The organism is Nautilia lithotrophica, assembly GCF_054656815.1.
The window spans coordinates 655,866-678,844 of the sequence record NZ_BAAHXN010000001.1 but is presented as its reverse complement, the minus strand read 5'-3'; the positions used below and the strand labels follow the sequence as shown (position 1 = coordinate 678,844).

Annotated in this window: 26 protein-coding genes and 1 tRNA gene; 19 read left to right on the top strand and 8 right to left on the bottom strand. The window is 30.4% G+C overall.

Annotation, left to right across the window (positions count from 1 at the left end; translation table 11 throughout):
* The first annotated feature begins 289 nt into the window (after positions 1-289).
* From ACYQ19_RS03535 to smpB, 6 genes are all read left to right on the top strand, one after another.
* Entirely contained in the window at positions 290-661 is a 372-nt protein-coding gene (locus tag ACYQ19_RS03535) for a RidA family protein (RefSeq protein ID WP_459978044.1), read from the top strand.
* A gap of 84 nt (positions 662-745) precedes the next feature.
* Positions 746-1,057 (top strand): 50S ribosomal protein L21, encoded by a 312-nt coding sequence (gene rplU / locus ACYQ19_RS03530; protein WP_459978043.1) that lies wholly within the window; start codon positions 746-748, stop codon positions 1,055-1,057.
* Between the two features lie 14 nt (positions 1,058-1,071).
* Positions 1,072-1,335 carry a 50S ribosomal protein L27 gene (gene rpmA, locus ACYQ19_RS03525; RefSeq protein ID WP_459978042.1) on the top strand — a complete coding sequence of 88 codons (264 nt, stop codon included), beginning with the start codon at positions 1,072-1,074 and terminating at the stop codon, positions 1,333-1,335.
* Positions 1,336-1,475: 140 nt separating this feature from the next.
* Positions 1,476-2,549 (top strand): GTPase ObgE, encoded by a 1,074-nt coding sequence (obgE, locus tag ACYQ19_RS03520; protein ID WP_459978041.1) that lies wholly within the window; start codon positions 1,476-1,478, stop codon positions 2,547-2,549.
* Positions 2,530-3,288, top strand: coding sequence for a glutamate 5-kinase (gene proB / locus ACYQ19_RS03515; protein WP_459978040.1), 759 nt, complete (start codon positions 2,530-2,532; stop codon positions 3,286-3,288). Before obgE ends, proB begins: the two co-directional genes overlap by 20 nt.
* Positions 3,289-3,316: 28 nt before the next feature.
* Positions 3,317-3,772 carry an SsrA-binding protein SmpB gene (smpB, locus tag ACYQ19_RS03510; protein WP_459978039.1) on the top strand — a complete coding sequence of 152 codons (456 nt, stop codon included), beginning with the start codon at positions 3,317-3,319 and terminating at the stop codon, positions 3,770-3,772.
* A gap of 149 nt (positions 3,773-3,921) precedes the next feature.
* Here the strand turns inward: smpB and bcp are convergent, their stop codons facing one another.
* Positions 3,922-4,377 (bottom strand): thioredoxin-dependent thiol peroxidase, encoded by a 456-nt coding sequence (gene bcp / locus ACYQ19_RS03505; RefSeq protein ID WP_459978038.1) that lies wholly within the window; start codon positions 4,375-4,377, stop codon positions 3,922-3,924.
* A 112-nt stretch (positions 4,378-4,489) separates the two neighbouring features.
* Here bcp and ACYQ19_RS03500 point away from each other — a divergent pair, with 112 nt between their 5' ends.
* Positions 4,490-6,475 (top strand): methyl-accepting chemotaxis protein, encoded by a 1,986-nt coding sequence (locus tag ACYQ19_RS03500; RefSeq protein WP_459978037.1) that lies wholly within the window; start codon positions 4,490-4,492, stop codon positions 6,473-6,475.
* 20 nt (positions 6,476-6,495) lie between these two features.
* Positions 6,496-6,903: an NUDIX domain-containing protein gene (locus tag ACYQ19_RS03495; RefSeq protein WP_459978036.1), complete on the top strand. Its 408-nt coding sequence runs from the start codon at positions 6,496-6,498 to the stop codon at positions 6,901-6,903.
* Between the two features lie 104 nt (positions 6,904-7,007).
* Here ACYQ19_RS03495 and prfA read toward each other — a convergent pair whose 3' ends face one another.
* Together prfA and rpsT are read right to left on the bottom strand one after the other, a co-directional pair.
* Positions 7,008-8,075 (bottom strand): peptide chain release factor 1, encoded by a 1,068-nt coding sequence (gene prfA, locus ACYQ19_RS03490; RefSeq protein WP_459978035.1) that lies wholly within the window; start codon positions 8,073-8,075, stop codon positions 7,008-7,010.
* A gap of 134 nt (positions 8,076-8,209) precedes the next feature.
* The gene (gene rpsT / locus ACYQ19_RS03485) at positions 8,210-8,482 is read right to left on the bottom strand and encodes a 30S ribosomal protein S20 (RefSeq protein WP_459978034.1); all 273 of its coding nucleotides are present in this window, start codon (positions 8,480-8,482) and stop codon (positions 8,210-8,212) included.
* A gap of 79 nt (positions 8,483-8,561) precedes the next feature.
* Between rpsT and glmM the strand changes: the two genes are divergently transcribed.
* The 3 genes from glmM to ACYQ19_RS03470 all read left to right on the top strand — a co-directional run bounded on the left by glmM (position 8,562) and on the right by ACYQ19_RS03470 (position 10,435).
* The gene (gene glmM / locus ACYQ19_RS03480; RefSeq protein WP_459978033.1) at positions 8,562-9,884 is read left to right on the top strand and encodes a phosphoglucosamine mutase; all 1,323 of its coding nucleotides are present in this window, start codon (positions 8,562-8,564) and stop codon (positions 9,882-9,884) included.
* A gap of 17 nt (positions 9,885-9,901) precedes the next feature.
* On the top strand, positions 9,902-10,369 hold the full coding sequence (gene lspA, locus ACYQ19_RS03475; RefSeq protein WP_459978032.1) for a signal peptidase II: 468 nt from the start codon (positions 9,902-9,904) through the stop codon (positions 10,367-10,369).
* Positions 10,360-10,435 (top strand) — tRNA-Val (locus ACYQ19_RS03470). The genes lspA and ACYQ19_RS03470 overlap by 10 nt, the downstream gene beginning before the upstream one ends.
* Here the strand turns inward: ACYQ19_RS03470 and ACYQ19_RS03465 are convergent.
* Both ACYQ19_RS03465 and ACYQ19_RS03460 read right to left on the bottom strand, forming a co-directional pair.
* The gene (locus ACYQ19_RS03465) at positions 10,436-10,906 is read right to left on the bottom strand and encodes a hypothetical protein (protein ID WP_459978031.1); all 471 of its coding nucleotides are present in this window, start codon (positions 10,904-10,906) and stop codon (positions 10,436-10,438) included.
* Between the two features lie 10 nt (positions 10,907-10,916).
* Complete coding sequence (locus ACYQ19_RS03460) at positions 10,917-12,248, bottom strand: CsgG/HfaB family protein (RefSeq protein ID WP_459978030.1); 1,332 nt, start codon at positions 12,246-12,248, stop codon at positions 10,917-10,919.
* A 108-nt stretch (positions 12,249-12,356) separates the two neighbouring features.
* Between ACYQ19_RS03460 and ACYQ19_RS03455 the strand changes: the two genes are divergently transcribed.
* The gene (locus ACYQ19_RS03455; protein ID WP_459978029.1) at positions 12,357-12,818 is read left to right on the top strand and encodes an HAD family hydrolase; all 462 of its coding nucleotides are present in this window, start codon (positions 12,357-12,359) and stop codon (positions 12,816-12,818) included.
* A 187-nt stretch (positions 12,819-13,005) separates the two neighbouring features.
* Here ACYQ19_RS03455 and tilS read toward each other — a convergent pair whose 3' ends face one another.
* Together tilS and rimO are read right to left on the bottom strand one after the other, a co-directional pair.
* Entirely contained in the window at positions 13,006-13,941 is a 936-nt protein-coding gene (tilS, locus tag ACYQ19_RS03450) for a tRNA lysidine(34) synthetase TilS (protein ID WP_459978028.1), read from the bottom strand.
* Positions 13,922-15,220 carry a 30S ribosomal protein S12 methylthiotransferase RimO gene (gene rimO, locus ACYQ19_RS03445; protein ID WP_459978027.1) on the bottom strand — a complete coding sequence of 433 codons (1,299 nt, stop codon included), beginning with the start codon at positions 15,218-15,220 and terminating at the stop codon, positions 13,922-13,924. The genes tilS and rimO overlap by 20 nt, the downstream gene beginning before the upstream one ends.
* A 68-nt stretch (positions 15,221-15,288) precedes the next feature.
* Between rimO and ACYQ19_RS03440 the strand changes: the two genes are divergently transcribed.
* Entirely contained in the window at positions 15,289-15,528 is a 240-nt protein-coding gene (locus ACYQ19_RS03440) for a hypothetical protein (RefSeq protein ID WP_459978026.1), read from the top strand.
* On the top strand, positions 15,521-18,241 hold the full coding sequence (locus tag ACYQ19_RS03435) for a hypothetical protein (RefSeq protein ID WP_459978025.1): 2,721 nt from the start codon (positions 15,521-15,523) through the stop codon (positions 18,239-18,241). Before ACYQ19_RS03440 ends, ACYQ19_RS03435 begins: the two co-directional genes overlap by 8 nt.
* Before the next feature lie 185 nt (positions 18,242-18,426).
* On the opposite strand, the gene panC is transcribed toward ACYQ19_RS03435, so the two are convergent.
* Entirely contained in the window at positions 18,427-19,245 is an 819-nt protein-coding gene (gene panC / locus ACYQ19_RS03430) for a pantoate--beta-alanine ligase (RefSeq protein ID WP_459978024.1), read from the bottom strand.
* Between the two features lie 58 nt (positions 19,246-19,303).
* Between panC and prfB the strand changes: the two genes are divergently transcribed.
* Genes prfB through ACYQ19_RS03405 form a run of 5 tightly spaced genes read left to right on the top strand, consistent with a single transcriptional unit; the run spans position 19,304 to position 22,975 of the window.
* Positions 19,304-20,407 (top strand): peptide chain release factor 2, encoded by a 1,104-nt coding sequence (prfB, locus tag ACYQ19_RS03425; RefSeq protein WP_459978023.1) that lies wholly within the window; start codon positions 19,304-19,306, stop codon positions 20,405-20,407.
* Positions 20,404-21,030, top strand: a complete 627-nt coding sequence (locus ACYQ19_RS03420) for a type II secretion system protein (RefSeq protein ID WP_459978022.1) — start codon at positions 20,404-20,406, stop codon at positions 21,028-21,030. The genes prfB and ACYQ19_RS03420 overlap by 4 nt, the downstream gene beginning before the upstream one ends.
* The gene (locus tag ACYQ19_RS03415; protein ID WP_459978021.1) at positions 21,024-22,085 is read left to right on the top strand and encodes a type II secretion system protein; all 1,062 of its coding nucleotides are present in this window, start codon (positions 21,024-21,026) and stop codon (positions 22,083-22,085) included. The genes ACYQ19_RS03420 and ACYQ19_RS03415 overlap by 7 nt, the downstream gene beginning before the upstream one ends.
* Positions 22,082-22,525 carry a hypothetical protein gene (locus ACYQ19_RS03410; protein ID WP_459978020.1) on the top strand — a complete coding sequence of 148 codons (444 nt, stop codon included), beginning with the start codon at positions 22,082-22,084 and terminating at the stop codon, positions 22,523-22,525. The genes ACYQ19_RS03415 and ACYQ19_RS03410 overlap by 4 nt, the downstream gene beginning before the upstream one ends.
* Positions 22,526-22,975 (top strand): pilus assembly FimT family protein, encoded by a 450-nt coding sequence (locus tag ACYQ19_RS03405; RefSeq protein WP_459978019.1) that lies wholly within the window; start codon positions 22,526-22,528, stop codon positions 22,973-22,975.
* The last annotated feature ends 4 nt before the right edge of the window (positions 22,976-22,979 follow it).

The window sequence follows — 22,979 nt, the reverse complement described above, 5'->3', positions numbered from 1 at the left end:
TTTCAAGTTCTAGGTTTAAAGTTTCAAGTATAAAGAGAGAGGAAAAGATGAGGAATTGGTAATGAAAAATGTTGCAATGAAAATTTTTACGATTGACAATAAAAAGTAACAGATACTGCAATGTTTTAGCTTTAAAACTTATATGTCAATAACCAACCCCAATAACTAATAACCAACTATAACAACTAACTAACTTAACAACTTTAATAACCAATACACTAATAACAAATATACTAATTAACTATTATCCTAGATGTAATTTGATATAATTTTGCAAAAAGGAGAAGTAATGCAAAAAATTTATACTAAAAATGCTCCTGAAGCTATCGGGCCTTATTCTCAGGCTATTAAAGTAGGAAATTTTATATACACTTCAGGTCAGATAGCTTTAACTCCTGAAGGTGAATTTTTAGATGTGGATGTCAGAACACAAACTAAACAGGTTTGTGAAAATTTAAAAGCAGTATTGGAAGCTGCCGGTGTAAAATTGGAAAATGTAGTTAAAACTACCATATTTTTAGATGATATTAACAATTTTGCTGCTGTAAATGAGATTTACGGAGAGTATTTTAAACATAAACCTGCAAGAAGCACTGTTGCTGTAAAAGAGTTGCCAAAAGGTGCAAAAGTAGAAATAGAATGCGTGGCATTTGCTGAATGAAACTTAAAGTTTTCTTAATTTAAGTTTAGTTTAAGGAAATATAGTTAATATTTCATCCTAAAAAACCAATAAAGGGTTAACGAAATGTATGCAGTTATTAAACATGGCGGAAAACAATATAAAGTAAGCGTTGGAGACGTATTAGAGCTTGATAGAATTGAAGGTGCTGAGCCTAAATCAAGTATAGAAATAAATGAAGTTTTATTAGTAAAAGGTGATGATACTAAAATAGGAACACCACTTGTTGAAGGTGCTAAAGTAGTAGCAGAAGTTATTAATAACGGAAGAGGAAAAAAAGTAATCATTTTCAAAAAAAGAAGAAGAAAAGATTCTAGAAAAAAAAGAGGTTTCAGAAGAGACTTCACTAGAGTTGTAATTAAAGAAATCGTAGCTTAATTTAAGGAGATTCCATGGCACATAAAAAAGGACAAGGGTCAACTCAGAATAACAGAGATTCTGCTGGTAGAAGACTTGGCGTTAAAAAATTCGGAGGAGAGTTCGTAAGAGCAGGAAATATTATTATCAGACAAAGAGGAACAAAAGTTCATCCTGGTAATAACGTTGGACTTGGAAAAGATCATACAATTTATGCTTTAATCGACGGATATGTAAAATTCGAAATTAAAGATAAACAAAGAAAAAAAGTTTCAGTATATCCAGTAGAAAACAACTAATTCTCTCTTTTCCCCTCATTTTAATTTCATAATTTGATAAAATTCATAATTAGTTTATGGCTAATAGTTAATAGTTATTAACATATTAAATATTCATATTAAACTAATCATTACCTATTATCCATTGTAAAAGGAAACAAATGTTTGTAGATAATATAAAACTAAAAGTAAAATCCGGAAAAGGCGGACAGGGCTGTGTTAGTTTTAGAAGAGAAAAGTTTGTCGTAAAAGGCGGTCCTGACGGCGGTGACGGCGGTAAGGGCGGTGATGTTATCGTTGAATGTGATAAAAATACACACACCCTTTCGCATTTTAAAGGTAGAAAACTTTTAAAAGCCAAAAACGGAAGACCCGGTGAAGGCAGAAAAAAACACGGCGCAAATGGAGAAGATTTAATTATTAAAGTTCCACCAGGGACTATTATAAAAGATGCCGAAAGCGGTGAAGTGCTTCTTGATATGAAAGAGGATGGCGAAAGAAAAGTTCTGCTTGAAGGCGGAAGAGGAGGTCTTGGAAACTGGCATTTCAGAGGTCCGAGAAACCAGACGCCAAGATATGCTCAGCCTGGTGAAGAAGGAAAAGAACTTGAAATAATCATGGAACTCAAGCTTATAGCCGATGTAGGACTTGTGGGATTTCCTAATGCCGGTAAATCAACGCTTATAAGCACGCTTAGCAATGCAAAGCCGGAAATAGCAAATTATGAGTTTACTACATTGACACCAAAACTTGGCGTAGTAAGAGTAGATGAATACAGAAGTTTTGTTATGGCTGATATTCCGGGAATTATTGAAGGCGCACATGAAGGCAGGGGGCTTGGAATTGAATTTTTAAAACATATTGAAAGAACATCAACGATTCTTTATATGATTGATTTAAGCTCATACAGAGATCCGGTGTATCAGTTTAAAACATTACAAAAAGAGTTAAAACAATATAGTGAAAAACTTGCGAGCAGGGACTATGCAATCGCTTTAACTAAATGTGATAGTGTGAATGTTGAAAAAATAGATGAGTTTTTTGAGAAAATGAATATTTCAAAAACAGAACCTAAATTTAAAGCGGATCCTAATTTGCCGTGTCATTTTGATGATAAAACGTTTGTATTGCCTATAAGTTCTGTTGCAAATATTAATATTGAAGCATTAAAATTTGCACTTTTTGACTTGGTTGAAAAAAACAAAAGAAAAGAAAATGAAAAGAATAGTATTTAAAGTCGGAACAGCCACTTTATATGAAAACGGAAAACTAAGTAATAGAATAGATGACATTGTAGAACTTCTTAGCGAATTAAATAAAAAATATGAAGTTTTATTGGTAAGCAGCGGTGCCGTAGGTGCCGGATATACCAGATGCCCTCTTGATAAAAGCAGGCTCGAAAATAAACAGGCTCTTGCCGCTATCGGACAGCCTTTATTGATGAAAGAATATAAAGAGAGGTTTCATAAGTATAACGTTACAGTTGCACAGGTTCTGGTAACCGCAGCTGACTTTGACAGCAGAAAAAGAACTGAAAATGCAAGAAAAATGATAAATGTGTTGCTTGAAAACAAAGTGATTCCGATAATCAATGAAAACGATTCGGTATCAGTAGAAGAGATATTATTTGGCGATAACGACCAGCTCAGTGCATATGTTACTTACTATTTTGATGCGGATATGCTTTTTATTTTAAGCGATATTGACGCTTTTTATACGGATAATCCGAAAACGAATAAGAACGCCAAACCTTTAAAAATTGTAACTGAAATAAAAGACGAATTATTAACACAAGAATGTAATCCAAATGATCAATTTGCGACAGGGGGAATTGTTACAAAGCTTAAAGCCGCAAAATTTTTAATGCAAAGAGGCAAGTCAATGTTTTTAACAAGCGGATTTGATTTAAGTGACGTTAAGGCGTTTTTAAACGGGGAACATAAAGGCGGAACGCTGTTTACAAGTGAAAAATGAAAAGTGAAAAGCAGGGAGGAGGTATTTTATGAAGGTTGTTGCAACAAACAGAAAAGCGTATCATGATTATGATATATTTGATAAATATGAAGCCGGAATAGAACTTAAAGGTAGTGAAGTTAAAGCACTCAGAGCCGGAAGAGTGAATTTAAAAGATTCATATGTCAGAATAAAAGACGGGGAAGTTTGGTGGCTCCAGGGACATATTAGTAATCTTGATACAACTTATAAAGCATACAGACATGAAGAAAAAAGACCCAGAAAACTTCTTCTTCACAAACAGGAAATTGCAAAACTCGCAGGATATACGAGCGAGAAGGGTTACACACTTGTTCCATTAAGAATATATTTTAACAACAGAAACAGGGCAAAACTCGAAATAGCGGTAGCAAAAGGTAGAAAGCTTCACGATAAAAGACGTGTTATGAAAGAAAAAGAACTTAAAAAAGAAGCTTCTGCTGCAATGAAAAGATATGGGTTTTAGTAAGTGAGTTGGTAAGTAGTTAAGTAGTTAAGTTGTGAAGAATTTTGAGGTTAATTAGTTATTAGTATATTTGTTATTAGGGGCGGTTAAGTTATTAAAGTTTGGAATTAGTTATAACAAATTAAGTCGGCAAATCAGGAAGAGGTAGTTTAAGCCTTAATAAGCTCTTTTAAATCTTCCAGAACTTTTGCAGCGTGACCTTTGGCTTTAACTTTTTTGTATTCTTTTACGATTTCACCTTCTGGGTTTATTATAAAAGTTGAACGAATTACACCTTCGTATTCTTTTCCATACATTTTCTTTTTGCCCCACGCACCGAAAGCTTTTAATACTTCTTTATTTTCATCACTCAGTAGCGTTATAGTTAAATCATGTTTTTCAATGAAATTACAATGTTTTTTAGGGCTATCAGGACTTATACCGATAACAACAGCCCCTAAATTTTCAAATTCATCTAAAAGTTCGCTAAACTCTTTAGCTTCCGTAGTGCATCCCGGTGTATTGTCTTTAGGATAAAAATATAAAACAATCCATTTTCCTTTTAAATCTCTTAAACATATTTCAACGCCATCTTGATTTGGTAAACAAAAATCTATATTATTCATATGACTCCTTTTACAAAAATTTTACTCTATTTTAATAATATTTTTTAATATTGTCAAAAATATCCGATTTAATGCTAAAAATTGTTATAATTTAAATAAAAAAGGTAGTGTCATGAAAAAAATGTTTAATGCACTTTCACTTCGTAATACAATGATTATTATAGTTGCATTGGCAACTATGGTAATTTCTTATTATAATATTCGTGATTTTTTAACTTCTATGAAAATTGAAAAAGAAAAAACTAACTTACAAGAATTGGTAATATTGAGCAAATCATTAAGTGCTTTAATACATGAAACACAAAAAGAAAGAGGTGCAAGTGCAGGATATTTAGGTAGTCATGGAAAAAAATTTAAGACCATTTTACCTAAACAAAGAAAATCTACTGATCAAAAAATAAAAGAATATAAAGAAGCTTTGAAACAAATTGACATTGTAAAATATGATGGGGAACTGGAAAAAGAGATTAATAAATTAAATCAATTTTTAAGTGAACTGCCTACAATGAGACAAAAAGTAAGTAATTTATCTATTAGTGTAAAAGATGAAGTAGCATGGTATACAAAAATGAATGCTACCATTCTTAAAATAATAGGTTTAACCTCTAGGCTTGCTCCAAACGAAACTATTGCTATGGATTTAGCTGCTTATGTTAGTTTTCTTAAGGCTAAAGAAAGAGCAGGGATAGAAAGGGCTGTTTTAAGTGCTACTTTTGGTGCAGATAAATTTAAACCAGGTATGTTTGTTAAATTTATTAGACTTATCTCAGAACAAAATGCATTTTTAGATGATTTCTTAACTTTTGCTTCACCTCAAATGAAAAAAATGTATTATAGATTAATTCAAGACCCTTCTTTTAAAGAAGTGGAAAGAATGAGACAAATTGCTCTTCAAAAAGCAAATGAGGGTAACTTTAATATAGACCCAGAATATTGGTTTAATACTATAACTAAAAAAATTAATATATTAAAAAAGATTGATGATAATATCGCAAATATTATTTTAAGTGATTTAAATAAAATTTCCAATCATTATATTGCAGAAACAATTATAGGGGTTATCATAAACATTATTATGATAATAATTGGGTTTATGAGTGTTAGAAAACTTGAAATGCAATTAAGAAGTCTTAAAGGGTTAATTCTAAAAATAGCTCAGGATAAAGATCTTTCACTTGAAGTAAGAATTTATGAAAAAGATGAATTTGGAACTATTAGAATGGCATTAAAAGAATTTTTAGGAATATTACATGAAGTAATGACTAGTGCTTATAGAAGTTCTAATGAAAATAGAAGTGTTGCTATTAGTTTAAAAAATGCTTTTCAGTCAATAAATGAAAATATTCAAAAAGAGGCTGAAATCGTTACTTCAGCTTCAAATATTGCAGATGAACTTAAAGATAATTTACTTGAAGAGTCTCAAACTTCAAATGAAGTAAAAAGTAGTATATTGGTTGCAAACGAAAGTTTAAAACAAGCTATGAATTTAATAGATAGAACAATGGAAAACATTCAACAAAATGCTGCAAATGAAAATGATTTGGCACTTAAATTGCAACAATTGGCACAAGACGCCGAACAGGTTAAAAATGTTCTAACAGTTATAAGTGAAATAGCGGATCAGACTAATTTGCTTGCTTTAAATGCAGCAATTGAAGCGGCAAGAGCAGGAGAACACGGAAGAGGATTTGCTGTTGTTGCAGATGAGGTAAGAAAATTGGCTGAGAGAACACAAAAAAGTTTAGGTGAAATCGACGCAACGATAAATGTAATAGTTCAATCTATAAATACTGCTAATGATGAAATGCATCAAAATATTGAAAATGTTAATTTAGTTACAAATCAGACACAAGAGGTTCAGGCAAAAATAGGTGATGTATCCAATGAAATGGAAGTTGTCGTTGAAAAAGTTCAACATAATGTAGATAAAATAGAATCAATAATTAAAATAATGCAAGAATTTGTCGAAAAAATGGAATTAATTCAAAAAATGTCAAGCGAAAACAAAGATCAAGTGTTGCAAAATAATAAAAACGTTGAAAAAATTGCCCAATTAGCTGAAAAATTATTAAAAGAGATTAGTCAGTTTAAGATCTAATCTCTTTTTAAAGGTATAAAATGTGGCCACCAAAAACCCCTTATTTGACTATTGATGGGATAGTTAAAATATTTAATCCTGAATTTAAAGGAATTGTTTTAATTAAAAGAAAAAATCCTCCTTTAGGATATGCATTACCAGGTGGTTTTGTAGATGTTGGAGAAAAAGTAGAAGACGCCCTTATTAGGGAAATGAAAGAAGAAATTGGTTTAGATGTAAAAATTGATAGATTATTTGGTGTATATTCAGATCCCAATAGAGATCCAAGACTTCATACCGCTAGTTGTGTATTTGTTTGCTGTGCTTATGATATGCCAAAAGCTGGCGATGATGCAAAAGAGGCGTTTGTTGTAAAGCTTGAAGAGATTCCTTGGGATAAGTTGGTTTTTGATCATGCTGAAATACTCAGAAATTTTTTAGAAAGTTGATAAGTAGGTAAGTAGTGAAGCAATATGGGTGAAAAGTTAATAGTGTAACATATTGCCCAACACTAAACTAAAAAGATTTTAAATAATTAAGCTGGGAAAAAGTTTTATAATCCAGCTTCTTTTAGAGCTTCTGCTTGATAATGTGCAATTAGAGGGTCTATGATTTCATCAAAAAGTCCTTCACTCATAATTTGTTCTAGTCTGTAAAGTGTTAGACCGATTCTGTGGTCCGTAATTCTATTTTGAGGGTAATTGTATGTTCTAATTCTTTCGCTTCTATCACCACTTCCTACTTGACTTTTTCTTGCCTCACCAATTGCTGCAAGTCTTTCATTTTCCAGTTTTTCAAAAACTCTGGCTTTAAGAATTTGGAGTGCTTTTTCCTTATTTCTTTGTTGAGATCTTTCATCTTGCATGGATACGGTAATTCCTGTTGGGATATGTGTCATTCTTACGGCACTTTCAGTTTTATTTACATGCTGTCCACCTGCACCGCCAGCTCTCATTACTTCAATTTTAATATCTTTTGGATCTAATTCAATATCTACATCGTCAACTTCTGGCATAACGGCAACAGTAACAGCTGATGTATGAATTCTTCCTTGTGATTCAGTTGCCGGAATTCTTTGAACTCTGTGAGTGCCACCTTCATATTTTAGTCTTGAATAAACATTTTCACCTTTTATGAGTAAAATTATCTCTTTATATCCGCCTACGTCGCTTTTACTTTCACTTACTATTTCAACTTTCCAACCTTTGTTGTCAGCATATCTTAAATAAGCTTTAAGTAAATCACCTACAAAAAGTGCCGCTTCATCACCACCTGTTCCAGCTCTGATTTCAAGGAAAATATTTTTATCGTCATTAGGATCTTTTGGTAAAAGTAATATTTTTATTTCTTCTTCAAGGGCAGGTAATTTTTCTTCGGCTTCTTTTAATTCTTCTTTTGCAAGTTCTGCCATTTCAGGATCATCCAGCATCATTTTGGCTTCTTCAATTGTGTTTATTAAATTTTCATATTCTTTTGCTTTTTCTACAATTGGCTCTAAATTTCTAGCTTCTCTAGACAATTTTGTCATTTTTTTTATATCTTGAGTAATTTCTGGAGAACTTAGCATTTGATTTATTTCGTTGTATTTTTCAACAAATGGTTTTAATTTGTCAAGTAACATTTATAATCCTTTAGTGGTGAACTTATGAAGTTGTGAAGTAGATAAGCGGTAAACTTTCATAAACTAATTTACTACTTACCTACTTCACAACTTATTTTTTAATATTGTGGGGATGGGGGAAAGGGGCTTTTAAATTATGCTGACGGTTCGATTGATTTTACTAAATGATGAAGTCTAGAAATTTTTCTTCTTGCTGTATTTTTCTTTAAAATACCTTTATTAATGTAACTTTGGAATTTTTTGTTTGCTTCTTTCCAAGCTTCTAAAGCTGCTTCATAATTACCTTCTGCTACTGCACTTTCTACTTTTTTGGTGATTGTTTTGATTCTTGTTCTGTAATATCTGTTTCTTTCAGTTCTTTTTTTTGTTTGTCTAATTCTTTTTAGCGCAGATTTGTTATTTGCCATTTATGTCCTTTTTTGAAGCGTATTTTATAAAAATTTGGTAAAATTTGCAAATAAATATTTCATTTTTTAAAGGAAACGGATGAAACTTTTTGGAACGGATGGCGTAAGGGGGAAGGCTGGAGAGTTTTTAACGCCTTTTTTAGCTATGAAACTTGCCATGGCTTTTGGAGAGTGTTTACCTAAAAAAACAGGTAAAATTTTAGTAGGTAAAGATACGAGAAGAAGTGGCTATATGATTGAAAACGCTCTTGTTAGCGGCTTAACGGCTATAGGTTACAATGTAATTCAAATAGGTCCTATGCCTACACCGGCCATTGCTTTTTTAACAGAAGATATGAGATGTGACGGGGGAATAATGATTAGTGCTTCTCATAATCCTTATTATGACAACGGAATTAAATTTTTTGATAGTTTTGGTAATAAACTTTCAGAAGAAATGGAAGAAAAAATAGAAAAAAGGTATTTTCAAAACGAATTTGAATTAAAAACCCAAAAAGAGATTGGAAAAAGTAAGAGAATTGATGACGTAATCGGAAGATATATTGTTCATATTAAATCTTCATTTCCCAAACATGTAAATTTAAGCGGTATGAGAATAGTTCTTGATACTGCTAATGGTGCCGCTTATAAAGTAGCTCCTACAATTTTTAGCGAATTAGGTGCTGATGTTATTACTATAAATGATGAACCGGATGGGTTTAATATAAATCAAAATGCGGGTGCAATGCATCCTGAGTTTTTGGCAAAAAAAGTTTTGGAATACAGAGCAGATATTGGATTTGCTCTTGATGGTGATGCAGACAGGCTAGTAGTGGTCGATGAAAAAGGTGAAATCGTTAATGGAGATAAACTTTTAGGTGCACTTGCTTTTTATTTGCATAAAAGAAATAAACTAAAAAATAACGGCGTGGCTGTAACCGTTATGAGTAACGGCGCATTGGAGAAATTTCTTAATGAAATTGGTATAGAAGTCTTTAGAAGCAATGTAGGGGATAAATATGTCCTTGAAGTTATGAAAGAAAAAGATCTTAATTTTGGTGGAGAGCAGTCAGGCCATATAATATTCAGTGACTATGCAAAAACGGGTGACGGATTAGTTAGTGCATTGCAGGCTGTGGCATATTTAATTGAAAGTGGTAAAAAGGCAAGTGAAGCATTTGATTTATTTGATTTATATCCTCAAATGCAGGCAAATATCCAAGTTTCTTCCAAACCGCCGTTAAATGAGATTGATGGGGTGCAGAATATTTTAAAAGAAGTGGAAAAAGAAGGATACAGACATCTTGTGAGATATTCAGGGACTGAAAACAAATTAAGATTATTGGTAGAAGGTGAAAACGAAAAAAAAGCAAAAGAAATTCTTAATAAATTGAAAGAGTTTTTTAAAAGTAAGCTTTCATGATAATGGAGAATTAAGAATTGAGAATTGAAAATAAAAAAATTTTTTTAATTAAGTTTTTAGGCATATTTTTTTTTATATTTATCATAGATCAAACTATCAAATACATTTTTTTACATGGATTTGAGTGGAATAGCAGATGTATTTCTTTAACACTTGCAATAAATAAAGGTGTGGCATTTTCTATGTTTGCTTTTTTGGGAGAATATCTTAAATATATACAATTAATTTTGATCTTGTTTTTGTTATATGTTTTTATGAAAGAAAAACTTTTAAACAACCATCCATTTATTAGCGGTATTTTATTTGCCGCTGCTTTTTCCAATCTTCTTGATAGATTTATTAGAAGCGGTGTAGTGGATTATGTATATTGGCATTGCGGGTTTGATTTTGCTATATTTAATTTTGCGGATGTTTGTATTGATTTTTCTATTTTAATGTTTGCTTATTATTACTTTTTTGGTAAAATTCGACAAAAGGTCGCATAGCTCAGTTGGTAGAGCACTACCCCGACACGGTAGGGGTCGCTGGTTCGAGTCCAGCTGCGACCACCATTATAAATTGTTTTTTATTTTTTTAATATCTATCTCGTTTAATAATTCCATCGCCTCATCTGCATTCATATTTTCATAATTAAGTGTTAATACTGATGGTGCGTTTTGGTCTAATAATACAATTATGATTCCATTATTTTCTTTTTTATCGTATGTAATGGCACATTTAAATCCATTGCATGATGTTACTTTCATAAGCATTTCGTTAGTTTCTACCTGAACAGGCATCATAAACGGAGACATTAGCTGATAAGCCATGCTTCCTTTCATTAATTGTAAAGCAATCTTATTGTCGTTTTTTTTATATTCTTTGTATGCTTGAGAACTGGTTCCATAGTTTGACTGCATATTAACATATTTACATTTCATAGATTCATTAAATCCGTCGATTTTGTCTGGTAATAAGTTGCACAAATTGTTTTGTGCCAAAGCAAATGAAATTAAAAATAAAATTAATAGAAGTTTTTTCATTTATTATCCTTTAATTTTTGTAAATATAAATATTATCAATTAAAGCATCACAACAATCAGCACCAATACATATTGTTCCAGCTTGATTTAAAGTTTTGTCATTGTCGTTTATATCAATTCCCAGTTGCCCATCTACATAAATTGAAATATGAGAGTTTTTAGTAACTATTTTTACTTTATGCCATTTAGATTTAGCTACATTTATTTTGTTTTTAGCAATGGTCATAACGGTTTGTCCTGCCAATTTATCAAGTTTTATTTCACCACTTCTTGAAATATGTGCAACATAACCTATAAAGGGTTTTTTGTTAACTACTCTAAAATAAAAAGTTCCGTTCCCGTTCATATCAGCTGTAAAAATAATATCTTTTGCTTTAAAGTTTTCTAAACAAACTCTTCTCCATTCATGGGCTTTTATCATTTTACCAACTATTCCATTGCTTTGAACACCCATTTGAATTTCAAATTTATTACCTTTCCAATTTCCAAACGGAGTTGTTTGTCCTATTCCGTATTTTTCAAAGTCTTCTTTGAATAAAAGTGTGTGAGTTACTGGTTTTACTACATTTTGCTGTGTATTAATTGTAGTGTTTACTTGATTGTTTGGTGTTCCGTTTGCATTGTATCTGTAATAATTTTCCGGAATTAACTGAGCTATTTTTTCAACGGCTTTATTAATCATTACTCTTACAGCTTTTTCCATAGGTGTGTTTTTATATGTTCTAAGTCCCGCACCTAAAGCCACGTTTCCTGTAAATCCACCGCCAAGTCCTCCGATATTCCATTTACTTGCTTGACCTTCAACTGTTGTTGCGTTTATAATTCTTCCGGTTTTTACGTCAATAAGTCTTATATCTGCAGCAATATATGCTTCATCTTTTCCAAATTTTATACCTCCTATAAAAGGAACGCCTCTAGGTATAACAACACCGCCTGCACCTATCCCACCTGCTTTTGGTTCAAATGCTGTAATAGCACCCACTACTAATATATCTGCACCTTCAAGATTGTTAATTTGTCTATTTTGTTTAATTAATCCCTGAGATAATTGTAACTCTCTTTCAACTGCTGAAAAACCTTCATTGCTTCTTTCTATAACAATAAATTTTCCACTATTAAATAATGCTGTAGTTAACATATCGGCTATTCCACTACCTATTTCTCCATTACATTTTGCAGCTTTACATTTAAAAGATGCCACAGCTATTCTTGCTTTTGGTCCCTTGTATTTTACTATTTCATTAACATTCTGATTTGATGTTGTCACATTCGTAGTAGTTCCTACACATCCGCTTAAGAAAAATATTCCAACTATAAGCGCTAGCAACCTCCTTAATTTCATATTAACCTCCTTTTAATATATTATTAACTATTTTATAACATTTATATAGGTTGTGTCAAGTATATAAAAAAATTTAATTTAAGTATATAATTTCAAAAAAGGATTTTAATGAAAATAGATATCCAAAATGTTGGGACGATTGAAATAAAAAATATTGTTTTAGATTATAACGGCACAATAGCAAAAGACGGCAGGGTAAAAGAAAATGTTAAAAAATACATCAATGAATTATCAACGGAATTTAATATATATGTGATTACTGCAGATACACACGGAAGTGCCGCTAAAAATCTCGAAGGAACCAATATTCAGCTTAAAATACTTACTACTTCAAATCATACTCAAGAAAAAGAAGAGTTTGTTAAAAATCTTGGAAATGTGTTTGCTATAGGTAACGGAAGTAACGATTCACTAATGTTAAAAGCAGCTACTTTAGGAATATGTGTTATTGAAGATGAAGGAGCTAGCGTTAAAAGTATTGTAAATTCCGATATAGTATGTAAAACCATTGAAGACGCGTTTGAGTTGATTATTAAACCAAAAAGAATTATTGCAACATTAAGACAATAATCTTTTGTTGCAATATTTTTTAATTTTTAAATAATAGGCGTTCGGCAGGTTGTGCGGGACTTATGAAATCGACAATTATATATGTGATGATTGTTTTTAGAAATAAAAAGAATTTTAAAGTTAATAATAAAAGTAAAGTTTTAAATTTCTAAAAGCATATGTATGATGTAGGGTTTTAATTTTCTTTTCATTGTTTATTTTCAATCGAATATAAATATCCCCTTACTTTAGGAGGTATTTTATTTTTTCTCATTTTTTCTTTAAATTCTTTTGGCAGAGTTGTTTTTATATATGGGGCTATAAATATTTGATTTTCATTACAATCTATTGCAATTTTTCCTTGAATAACACATGAGAAATCAGTTTTTATTACCTCATCTCGTTGAGGTTTGGTCATTATAATGCCAAGTTCTTTAGTAATTAAATCTACTTTTTTTATATCGATTTGTGGGGAAGCTTTTGTGAATTTATATAGTTTTTGATTTTTTTCCCAGTCTTTTTGAAAAAGCAGGTTTAAATCTTTTTCAAGATATTCAAAACTTCTTTTAACACCATTTTCAAAAAGCTCTATAAATTTATTAGCAAACTCATGTCGAATAAGGTTTCTTTTATATTTTTTGTCAAAATTGGATTCATCAATATAATATTTAATTCCTCTTTCATTTAAAAAAGATACAATTTCCTTACGAGATATATTATAAAAAGGTCTATATATTTTATAAAAATCTCTCTCCTCCCATTCACCCATTGCTATTAATTCTTTAAGCCCCGCTCCTTTGGAAAATTGCATTAAAAACCATTCGAATCTGTCATTTAACTGATGGGCTGTTATAAGTGTGTTGTATCCGTAAGTTTTAATTATTTCTTCAAAAAATCTATATCTGCATAATCTTGCTTCTTTTTCACTAAATTTTTCTAAAAAGCAGTCTTTAATGAATATTTTTTTATTGTATTTGTAAGCCAGTTCTTTTGCGTATTCTACTTCTTCATTGCTAGTTGGACGAGTATGGTAATTTACAATTGCGATGTCAAAAGGAATTTTTTTTTCAAGAAGCCAGAAAAAAAGCGCCGTTGAATCGACACCAGCAGAAAATGCAAGTAAATTATTTGATGATTTTTCCAATTAACTGCTCTCCTGCTAAATTTTCTATTTTTACATTATAAAGATTTCCTATTTCAAGATTTTCTATTTCAGTATCATTAATTAAAACATCTCCGTCGATTTCAGGAGCCCAGAGTTTAGGACGAGTGCTGTAAAACAACTCATCCTCTGTAAGTCCGTCAAGATAGCATTTGCATGTTTTGTCAAGATATTTTTTAAGTGCTTTTTTAGTTGTCTGTTTTACGATTTTGCCCATTTCTTTTGCGCGCTGGCCGATTATATTTTGAGGGATTTTGTCTTTTCTTTTGAATGCCGCCGTGTCTTCTTCATCCGAATATGCAAATACGTTTACCCTGTCAAATTCAAATTCTTTTATAAAAATTTTAAGTTCTTCAAAATCTTCTTCACTCTCGCCCGGGTGTCCTACGATTACGGATGTTCTTATGAAACTGAATTCTTTTTTCATTTCATATAGCAGAGATTTCAGTTTATCAACGCTTCCGGGTCTTTTCATGATTTTCAGCATTTTTTCGCTGATGTGCTGGATTGGCATGTCGAAATAGTTTTCCACTACTGATGAATCAAATATTCTTCTGATAAGTCTTTTTGTAGTAGTTGCGGGGTAAAGATACAATATCCTAACACTTATGCCTTCAATTTTGTCAATTTCGTCAATCAGTCTTTCAAGTCCATCTTTAATACCTTTGTCCCTTAGATACGAACTGCTATCCTGGCTAGCAAGTGAAAAATCTTTAAAGCCTTTTTCTTTTAATGTTTTAATTTCTTCAATAATTTCGGGAATTTCTCTTGAATTTAGTCTGCCTTTAAAGTTTGGAATTGCGCAAAACGCGCATTTTTGGTTACATCCTTCGCTGAGTTTAACGTAAGCATGATAACTGCTTCCAGTAATAACTCTTTCTTCATTATGTATGAGATATACATTTGGTGAAAACTTTGAGCTTTTTGTTTTTACGAGTTCGTCTATTTTGTCAAAATCACCCACCCCTGTCCAAATATCCACTTCCGGTATTTCTTCTGGAAGGATGTTTTTATACCTTTCACTAAGACAACCTGTTACTGCTAAAATAGCGTTTTGTTTTTTTTCGTTTGCAAGTTCTAAAATTGTTTCGATCGATTCTTCTTTTGCAGGGTTTATAAATCCGCATGTGTTTACTATAAGAAGGTCCGCTTCATTGGGATTGTTCGTCAATTCATATTCATTTTTAAGACGTCCTAGCATAACTTCGCTGTCTATTAAGTTCTTAACACATCCAAGAGATGCTAAATAAAGCTTTTTCAAATAAATCCTTTTTTATAAGATTTTATCAAAAGTGGTATAATATGACAAGATTTTAGATAGGAGTGTAGATGCAAAATTTAGGTTTAATAGTTGGATTGATTTTGACGATTATAGGAATGTATAAAATTGATATGTTTTTAATTCCGACTCTTGATTATTTTGGAAAATATGTTTTTTTTGCTGCAATTAATATATTTGTTTTTTGGATTGAATGGTTTTTTTATAAAAAGTTCGAGGGATTAATGAAAATATTGATGCCTATAGGATGGGGGGTTATAATACTTCTCATAGGAGTTAAATTTGCGTAAATTGTTTATTTTTTTATTTTTTTTATTATTTAGCTTTGTAAAAGCAGATATTGTGCTTGATGGTTATATACATGTTGGTGATAATGACGATTTTAATGGATATATACCAAAAGAGCCGATAACTTTTGATGGAGAACATACTTATAATTATTATTTAAATTATCCTACAAATTTTTATATTTCAAAAGATATTACTATTACAAAAGTAGAACTAATAAACGCACAAGGGATAGAAAGTAATGATGACATAAAAGTATATATTGATAATAATTTAGTTGGCACTGGTGTTGAAGGTAGTAATGTAATAGATGTTAATGTGAATTTGAAAGCTGGTTTTCATACTATTTCAATTGAAGGGGTTTGTTATAACAGAAGAGGGAAAAAAATTTCATGTTCCAGTAGTAGAGTGAAAGATATTGATGATTTTTATTTTGAAGGTTATAAATTATATACTGAGAGTGAAGATAGTGATGTTCAAAATTTTATACAAAGGCATCATATTGGTGATGATGGAGTAAGTTGGTTTGGTGAAAATGATGACTGGTATGACGACTTAAGTGATAATAGCAATAAGCCATTTTGGTATCCAGATGATGATGAAGGAGAAGAAATTTCATATGATTTTAATATAAATTGTAGTGTTGATTATATTGATTTCTATTTTTTTCGAATAAGAGATGTAGATTTTAAAAATAAAAATCAAATTCAATTTTATATAAATAATAATTTAGCAGGATATTCGTATATAAATACAAATGATGATGGTGTTTATGATTTACACTTTATATATAGTAATCATATAAATGGACCTTTTCAGGGTAAAATTAAAATTATTTCTGGTAGTAGTTGGGGTGATTATGATGATTTTTCATGGGATGAGTTTATAGTTATTCCTCATTGTATAGCCAATCCTCAACAAACAAATTCAACTTTTAATGCAATAGACTATATTTCAGATATATCTCAATGTAATTCTATTAATGATTGGGATAATAATATTACAACGAAACTTGTAAATAAAGAGTTTAATTTAACAATTCTTGCTAAAAATCCTGACACTAATACACCATTAGAAGCTAATGTAACTAAAATAACTTTATATTATTTTGATGAAATAGATAATGGAGAGTGTAGTGGTAACATAATAGCTACTAAAGTTATATGTAATAATTGTGGTCAAACAAATGTTAATGGTTGTTTGAATCTTGATAATGATAATCTTAATATAAATAGAGCTGTTAAATGTGTGAAAGTAAATATTAAAGGATATGCCTTTAGTAATACATCAACTGATGTAAATGAATCCAATTCAACAGACAACTTTTCAGTAAGACCTGAGAAATTTGTGATTACAAATATACCAAGTGATATTAAAGCAGGAAATGAATTTAATATTACTATTCAAGCTGTAGATATAAACGGAAATCCGGTAAAAGATTATAATGAGAGCGTTTATATAAATGGGCAAAGTGTTGATTTGGAATATAACGAAACGAAATCTAATTGTAAAACCGGAACGTTGGACAAAATAAGCGGTGGAATGTTTAAAGATGGTGAAGCTAATATTACACTTAAATATAATGAAGTGGGGGATTTGAATTTAACCGTTAAAGAAATAAATGGCAGTGAATTTGCAGTGGTTGATAATGACGATACTAATGAAACCAACAGATTTATATCTCAGGCAAATAATACTATAAGTGTAGGAATAGATCATTTTGATTTAAATGCCGAATATGAAAATTATGATACTGATAGTAATTTCACATATTATGATGAAGATTTAAATATTTCTTCCCACTTAGAATTAAATATAAGTGCAGTCGATAAAGATAATAACATTTTAGAGAATTATAATAAAGACTGCTATGCGAAAGATATAACTATTAATATTGCGCATAATAATGTAGATGTAAATGTAAGCAAAATTATTTATAAATATATTGATAAAAACGGAAATGTATTTGAAAATAATATTTCAAAAGATGAAAATATTACATTTATTTATGATAAAAACAATTTTACAACCGATAATAATGGATCAACTTCGGTCAATATATATTTAAATTTTGATAGAAATTTATCAAATCCTGTAAATCCTTTTGAGTTTGAAATTACATCTATTGATGTAAATGATAGTGATGCAAACGGAAGTTTAGATCTAAATAAAAAAGCCAAATATTATTATGGAAATTTATTATTAAGTGACATATTAGCGACAGAAAATGATTTTAATAAAAGCTACTCTTTTATAATATTCGATAGTATAGGTAATTTAAAACCTGATGGTAAAGAGGTTGTTTATAATTGGTATGAAAATACAGGACATAATGTAATAGACGGCAATGTAACTAATAATGAAATTATTGTAAGCAGTGATTATAATGCTTCAAATACAATAAATGGCGTTGATGTATCGGTCGAATCAATCAATAACGGAATAATTACTTTTAAAGTTTCAAGAAACGATTCAAGTGTTAAATTTGCGGTTGTTCATCTTTTAAGTCCTAATTTAAAATGGCTTTGGTATTCTAAATTCAATCAAAAATATGATATTTCAAATAATTCTACGTGTTTAAATCATTTCTGTTTTTCTATAACATGGCAAAATTTAAATAGTGCGGGAGAAGTCGGAAGCGGTGAATTTAAAGGAACAGAAGCAAATATGACTGATACTAATTCGACTAAAAGAGGGGTTAAAATATTTAGATAAAGTTATTCGGGTAATTGAAGTTAGTTAAGGTTTTTATGGTTAATTGAGGATGTTAAGGTTAGTAAAGTTTTATAGTTATTTGGGGGTTTTTAATGTTATTGAAGTAGTTGAGGTTGTAAGGTTATTTGGGTTTTTAGCTTATAATAGCTAATTTTAAATACTTAACAACCTTAACAACTAATAAACTATATCCAAATATTGTCGATAAGCCTTGTGCTTCCAACTTTTGCGGCGATTAGGATAATTGTGTTATTTGGCTGAATCTGCTTAATATAATTAAAATCTCTATCCACAAAAGCAATATATTGAAGCTCGTCAACATCTAAAATTTCAAGCATTTCTTTTTTAATTTCTTCAATGTTTTTTGTCTTTGAAGAGAGTTTGGCGGCTCTTTTTAAGGCTTTACTGATACTGAGTGCTCTTTTTCTTTCTTCTTCACTTAAATAAATGTTTCTGCTTGAAAGTGCTAATCCGTCTTTTTCTCTTTTGGTTTCGCATTCTACTATTTCGATATCAAAAAAGAAATTTTCTACCATTTGTTTTATAAGATATAATTGCTGGGCATCTTTTTTTCCGAAATATGCACGAGTTGGTCTGATAATATTGAAAAGTTTGTTTACTACCTGCAATACGCCGTCAAAATGACCAGGTCTGTTAAAACCTTCTAAAATATATCCTTTGATTTTAGGGGCTTTTATTAAAACTTCGTCGTTTGAATACATATTTTCAGGTGTAGGGGTAAATACGGCGTCAACTCCCGCACGTTTGCATATTTCAAAGTCCGCTTCAAGGCGTCTTGGATATTTATCCAAATCTTCCCCCGGCAGAAACTGGGTTGGGTTTACAAATATGGAAACAATAACATAATCATTTTCTTTTCTTGCCTTTTCTATAAGACTCAAATGCCCTTCGTGCAATGCTCCCATTGTAGGAACGAAACCAATGCTTCCGTTTAGGGATTTTGTGTAATTTATGGCTTCTTTAGGTGAATTTAAAATTTTCATAAGTCGCCTTTTTTGGTAGAATTATATATAAATTTTAATATGTTATAAAAGGACGAAAATGGACGCATATGAATATAGTGAATTGATAAAAGAACTTGAAAATAAAATTGAAAACATCGAATCTATCTTAAAACCCGAAAAACTTCAATCAAGACTAAAAGAGATTGAAGAGCTTGAAAATTCTCCTGATTTCTGGAACGATCCCAAAATAAGTGCTAAAGTTCAAAAGGAAAAAAACGCCATTTTAAGAAAACTTGAAAAATACCAAAAGGCAAAAACTGCTCTTCAGGATAATAAAGATATGTTTGAACTTGCGAGTATGGAAGAAGATGAAGAGACTTTAAACGAAGTTTTTAACGATGTTCAAGAACTCAAAAAAATAATCAGAGATCTTGAAATTGAAGTAATGCTAAGTGATGAAAACGATTCTAAAAACGCAATAGTTTCGATTCATCCGGGTGCGGGAGGAACTGAATCTCACGACTGGGCATCGATTCTTTATAGAATGTATCTTAGATATGCGGAAAGAAGGGGCTGGAAAGTTGAGGTGCTTGATTATCAGGCGGGTGATGAAGCTGGGATAAAGGATGTTAGTTTTCTTGTAAAAGGTGAAAACGCATACGGATACCTTAAAGCTGAAAACGGAATTCACAGGCTTGTAAGGGTTTCACCTTTTGACAGCGGCGGAAGAAGGCATACGTCTTTTGCATCAGTGCAGGTTTCGCCTGAGATTGACGATGATATCGAAATTGAAATAGATCCTAAAGACATAAGAATAGACGTATTCCGCGCGAGCGGTGCGGGTGGTCAGCACGTAAACAAAACCGAAAGTGCGGTAAGAATCACACATCTTCCGACAGGTATTGTTGTGGGATGCCAGACAGACAGAAGTCAGCACAAAAATAAAGAAATGGCTATGAAAATGCTAAAATCCAAACTTTATGAATTAGAGCTTGAAAAGAGAAAAGCTGAAGAGGAAGGTAAGCCAAAAGATGAAATGGGATGGGGACATCAGATTAGAAGTTACGTGCTTTTCCCTTACCAACAGGTAAAGGACAACAGAAGCAATAAAGCATATTCAAGGGTTGACGATATACTTGATGGAGATTTGGATGAGGTAATTGAGGATGTATTAATCGCTGAAAAGGAACATGAGAATTGAAAAAAGCTATAACATTAATAGAGCTTATTTTTACTATTGTGATTATAGCTGCAGTTTTTACGGTAATTCCTAAAATAATTTATGTAAGTAATAAAACACTTGAGTTTTCAAAAAAAGAAGATGCTATTTTTAATATGATGTCAAAAATGATGGATATTTCATTAAAAGAATATGATCAAAAAAATACTCAATATGATGATATCTTACTTGTAAATGATCCACCAAAATATATTTTAGATTGTAATTCTAGCACTGGTTATAGGATCGGCGGATTTATCGGCAGTAGAAATTGTAAAAACAATATTTTCGAAAGTGATATACAAAATAATAATAGCGGTGAATATGATTATATTGAAGGTTACAATGGTGTGGAAGAAAACACAACTAAAAATGGAAGAGTTGTTTATTCATTGAAAATAAATGTAGGATATACAGATGAATGGAAAAAAGATAACTATGATAATGAAAGCTTAATTTTTATTTTTACAAATACAAGTAATAATACAAAAACAAATATAAAAAGAGTTAATGTTTCTGTTTTTTCCGGAGATAATGAAATTTCTTCAATTAATTATTATAGTGCTAATATAGGACATATTAAAATTAATGGAATACAGTGGTGAATAAATTGAGAATGGAAAATGGACAATGGAAAATGGAAGATTATAAAAACCCTCATGTCAACAACCTTAACAACTTTAAAAACTTTAACAACTTTACTAACTTTAAACCTTCCTTTACTTTAATAGAAGCATTATTTGTTATAGTAATACTTTCTTTTATATTAATTGGTGGATTTCAGATTTTAAGCAAGTTATATATTAGAAATTATATTGCAAAACAAACTACAAAATTTGAATTTCAGTCTCAACAAGTGCTTGATCAAATTTCTCAGATGTTGTATTATCGTGTTCCTTTGAGTGTTATAGGTTATAACCAACAAACAGGTGAATTTAAATATATTGGTGAAATTACCGATTCGGAAAATTTTCCAATTTTAGAATGGATTGGATATTTAAATGATGCCATAGTTGAAAAAAACCTTAGCGGTTTTGTTGATCTTTATGAAAGTCAAAAACCAGTGATTAAAGCTATTGATTTTAATAGTGATTTTATTAATAATATCTTGAAAAACAAATATAATACAACTTTGAATTTAAAAGATTTAACGGCTATAACTTTTGCAGGTAGTTTTGATAGGGGAAGCGAAAGCGTTTTGGATGATTATAATAATTCTTTTGGTTGGCATGGTAATAAAGCTAATATAGTTTATAAAATATCTGATTATGCACAAAATTCTAATAATTGCTCTTTAACATTGAAATATTATGATAATACTGATATTAAACATGCCACAATCTACGAAAAATTTTATTTAATTGATACTGCTTATGCTATTGCTTTAAAAAAAGATTTGGAAAAAAGTAAATGGAAATGTAATGATTTGAAATGGAATGACTTAAAAGATAACGATTTACTTTTATTTTACAATTATAGACCATGGAAGGATGAAAGTTTTTGTGGTGATTTGGGAGAAGGAAATGTAACATTGATTGCCACAAATGTAAAAGCTTTTAAAGTAAGAAAAATAAATTATCATCTGATGCTTAAAATTGAAATGTTTAAGTCAAAAGCAGATATAAATATATCAGTATCCAAACAAAAGGTAACATTTTGAGAAAAAGTTTTGGAGTAATAAGTGCGTTAATTATTATGCTTTTAATATCTACTTTAATGGTTATAGTAGTAAAATTTGCATTTATATCAGTAAAACACACGAGTGATTCTTATCTGCAGCAAAGGGCTCAGCTTTTTATGCAAAGCGTTATTGAAAACTCATTGTTAGCGATTGAAGGATATGATAGAAAGTCTAATAATAATTGTTTGGAACACATTACATTCAAAGATGAACAAAAGCGTTTTATAGCAAATGTTGATGTATTGGAATATTATTGTTATGATTTAAATGATTGTCCATGTCAAAATGCTGTTAAAATTTCCACACCTCAATCTCATGGTTATGTTTTATTGAAGGTGGTGGTTGAATCAAATATTACAAATCCAAAAAACGACAATAAAAAAATAAGACTTGAAAAAGTTACTCTTCAAAGGCCATAAATGCGAGCGTTTAGTTTAATCGAATTAATTTTTGTAATAGTTATAATGGGAATATTAAGTTTTATAGGTTTGCAATTTATACCTGATGAAACTTTAACTTCAGATACTCAAATGTTAAAAGAAAAATTATTACAAAAAAAATCCAATGCTTTGGGATATACAATTTATGGCAATGATTCATATGTTTGTCTTACATTAGATACTTCAGTTTTAAATAGTGAAGATAAAAATTCAAATGAGAAAGTTCATTATAAATTTAAGTCCCAGATAAGTGTTAATGGTTTGAAAAATGGGAATACAATTTGCTTTGATAGTTTAGGAAGGCCGTTTGATGGGGAAATTGATATAAATTTGACAAAAATAATACATACTAATATAATTATTTCATTGAAATACAAAAATGATGAGCAGAACTTTTCCATTTATCCTATAACCGGTGCAATAAGGTGATATA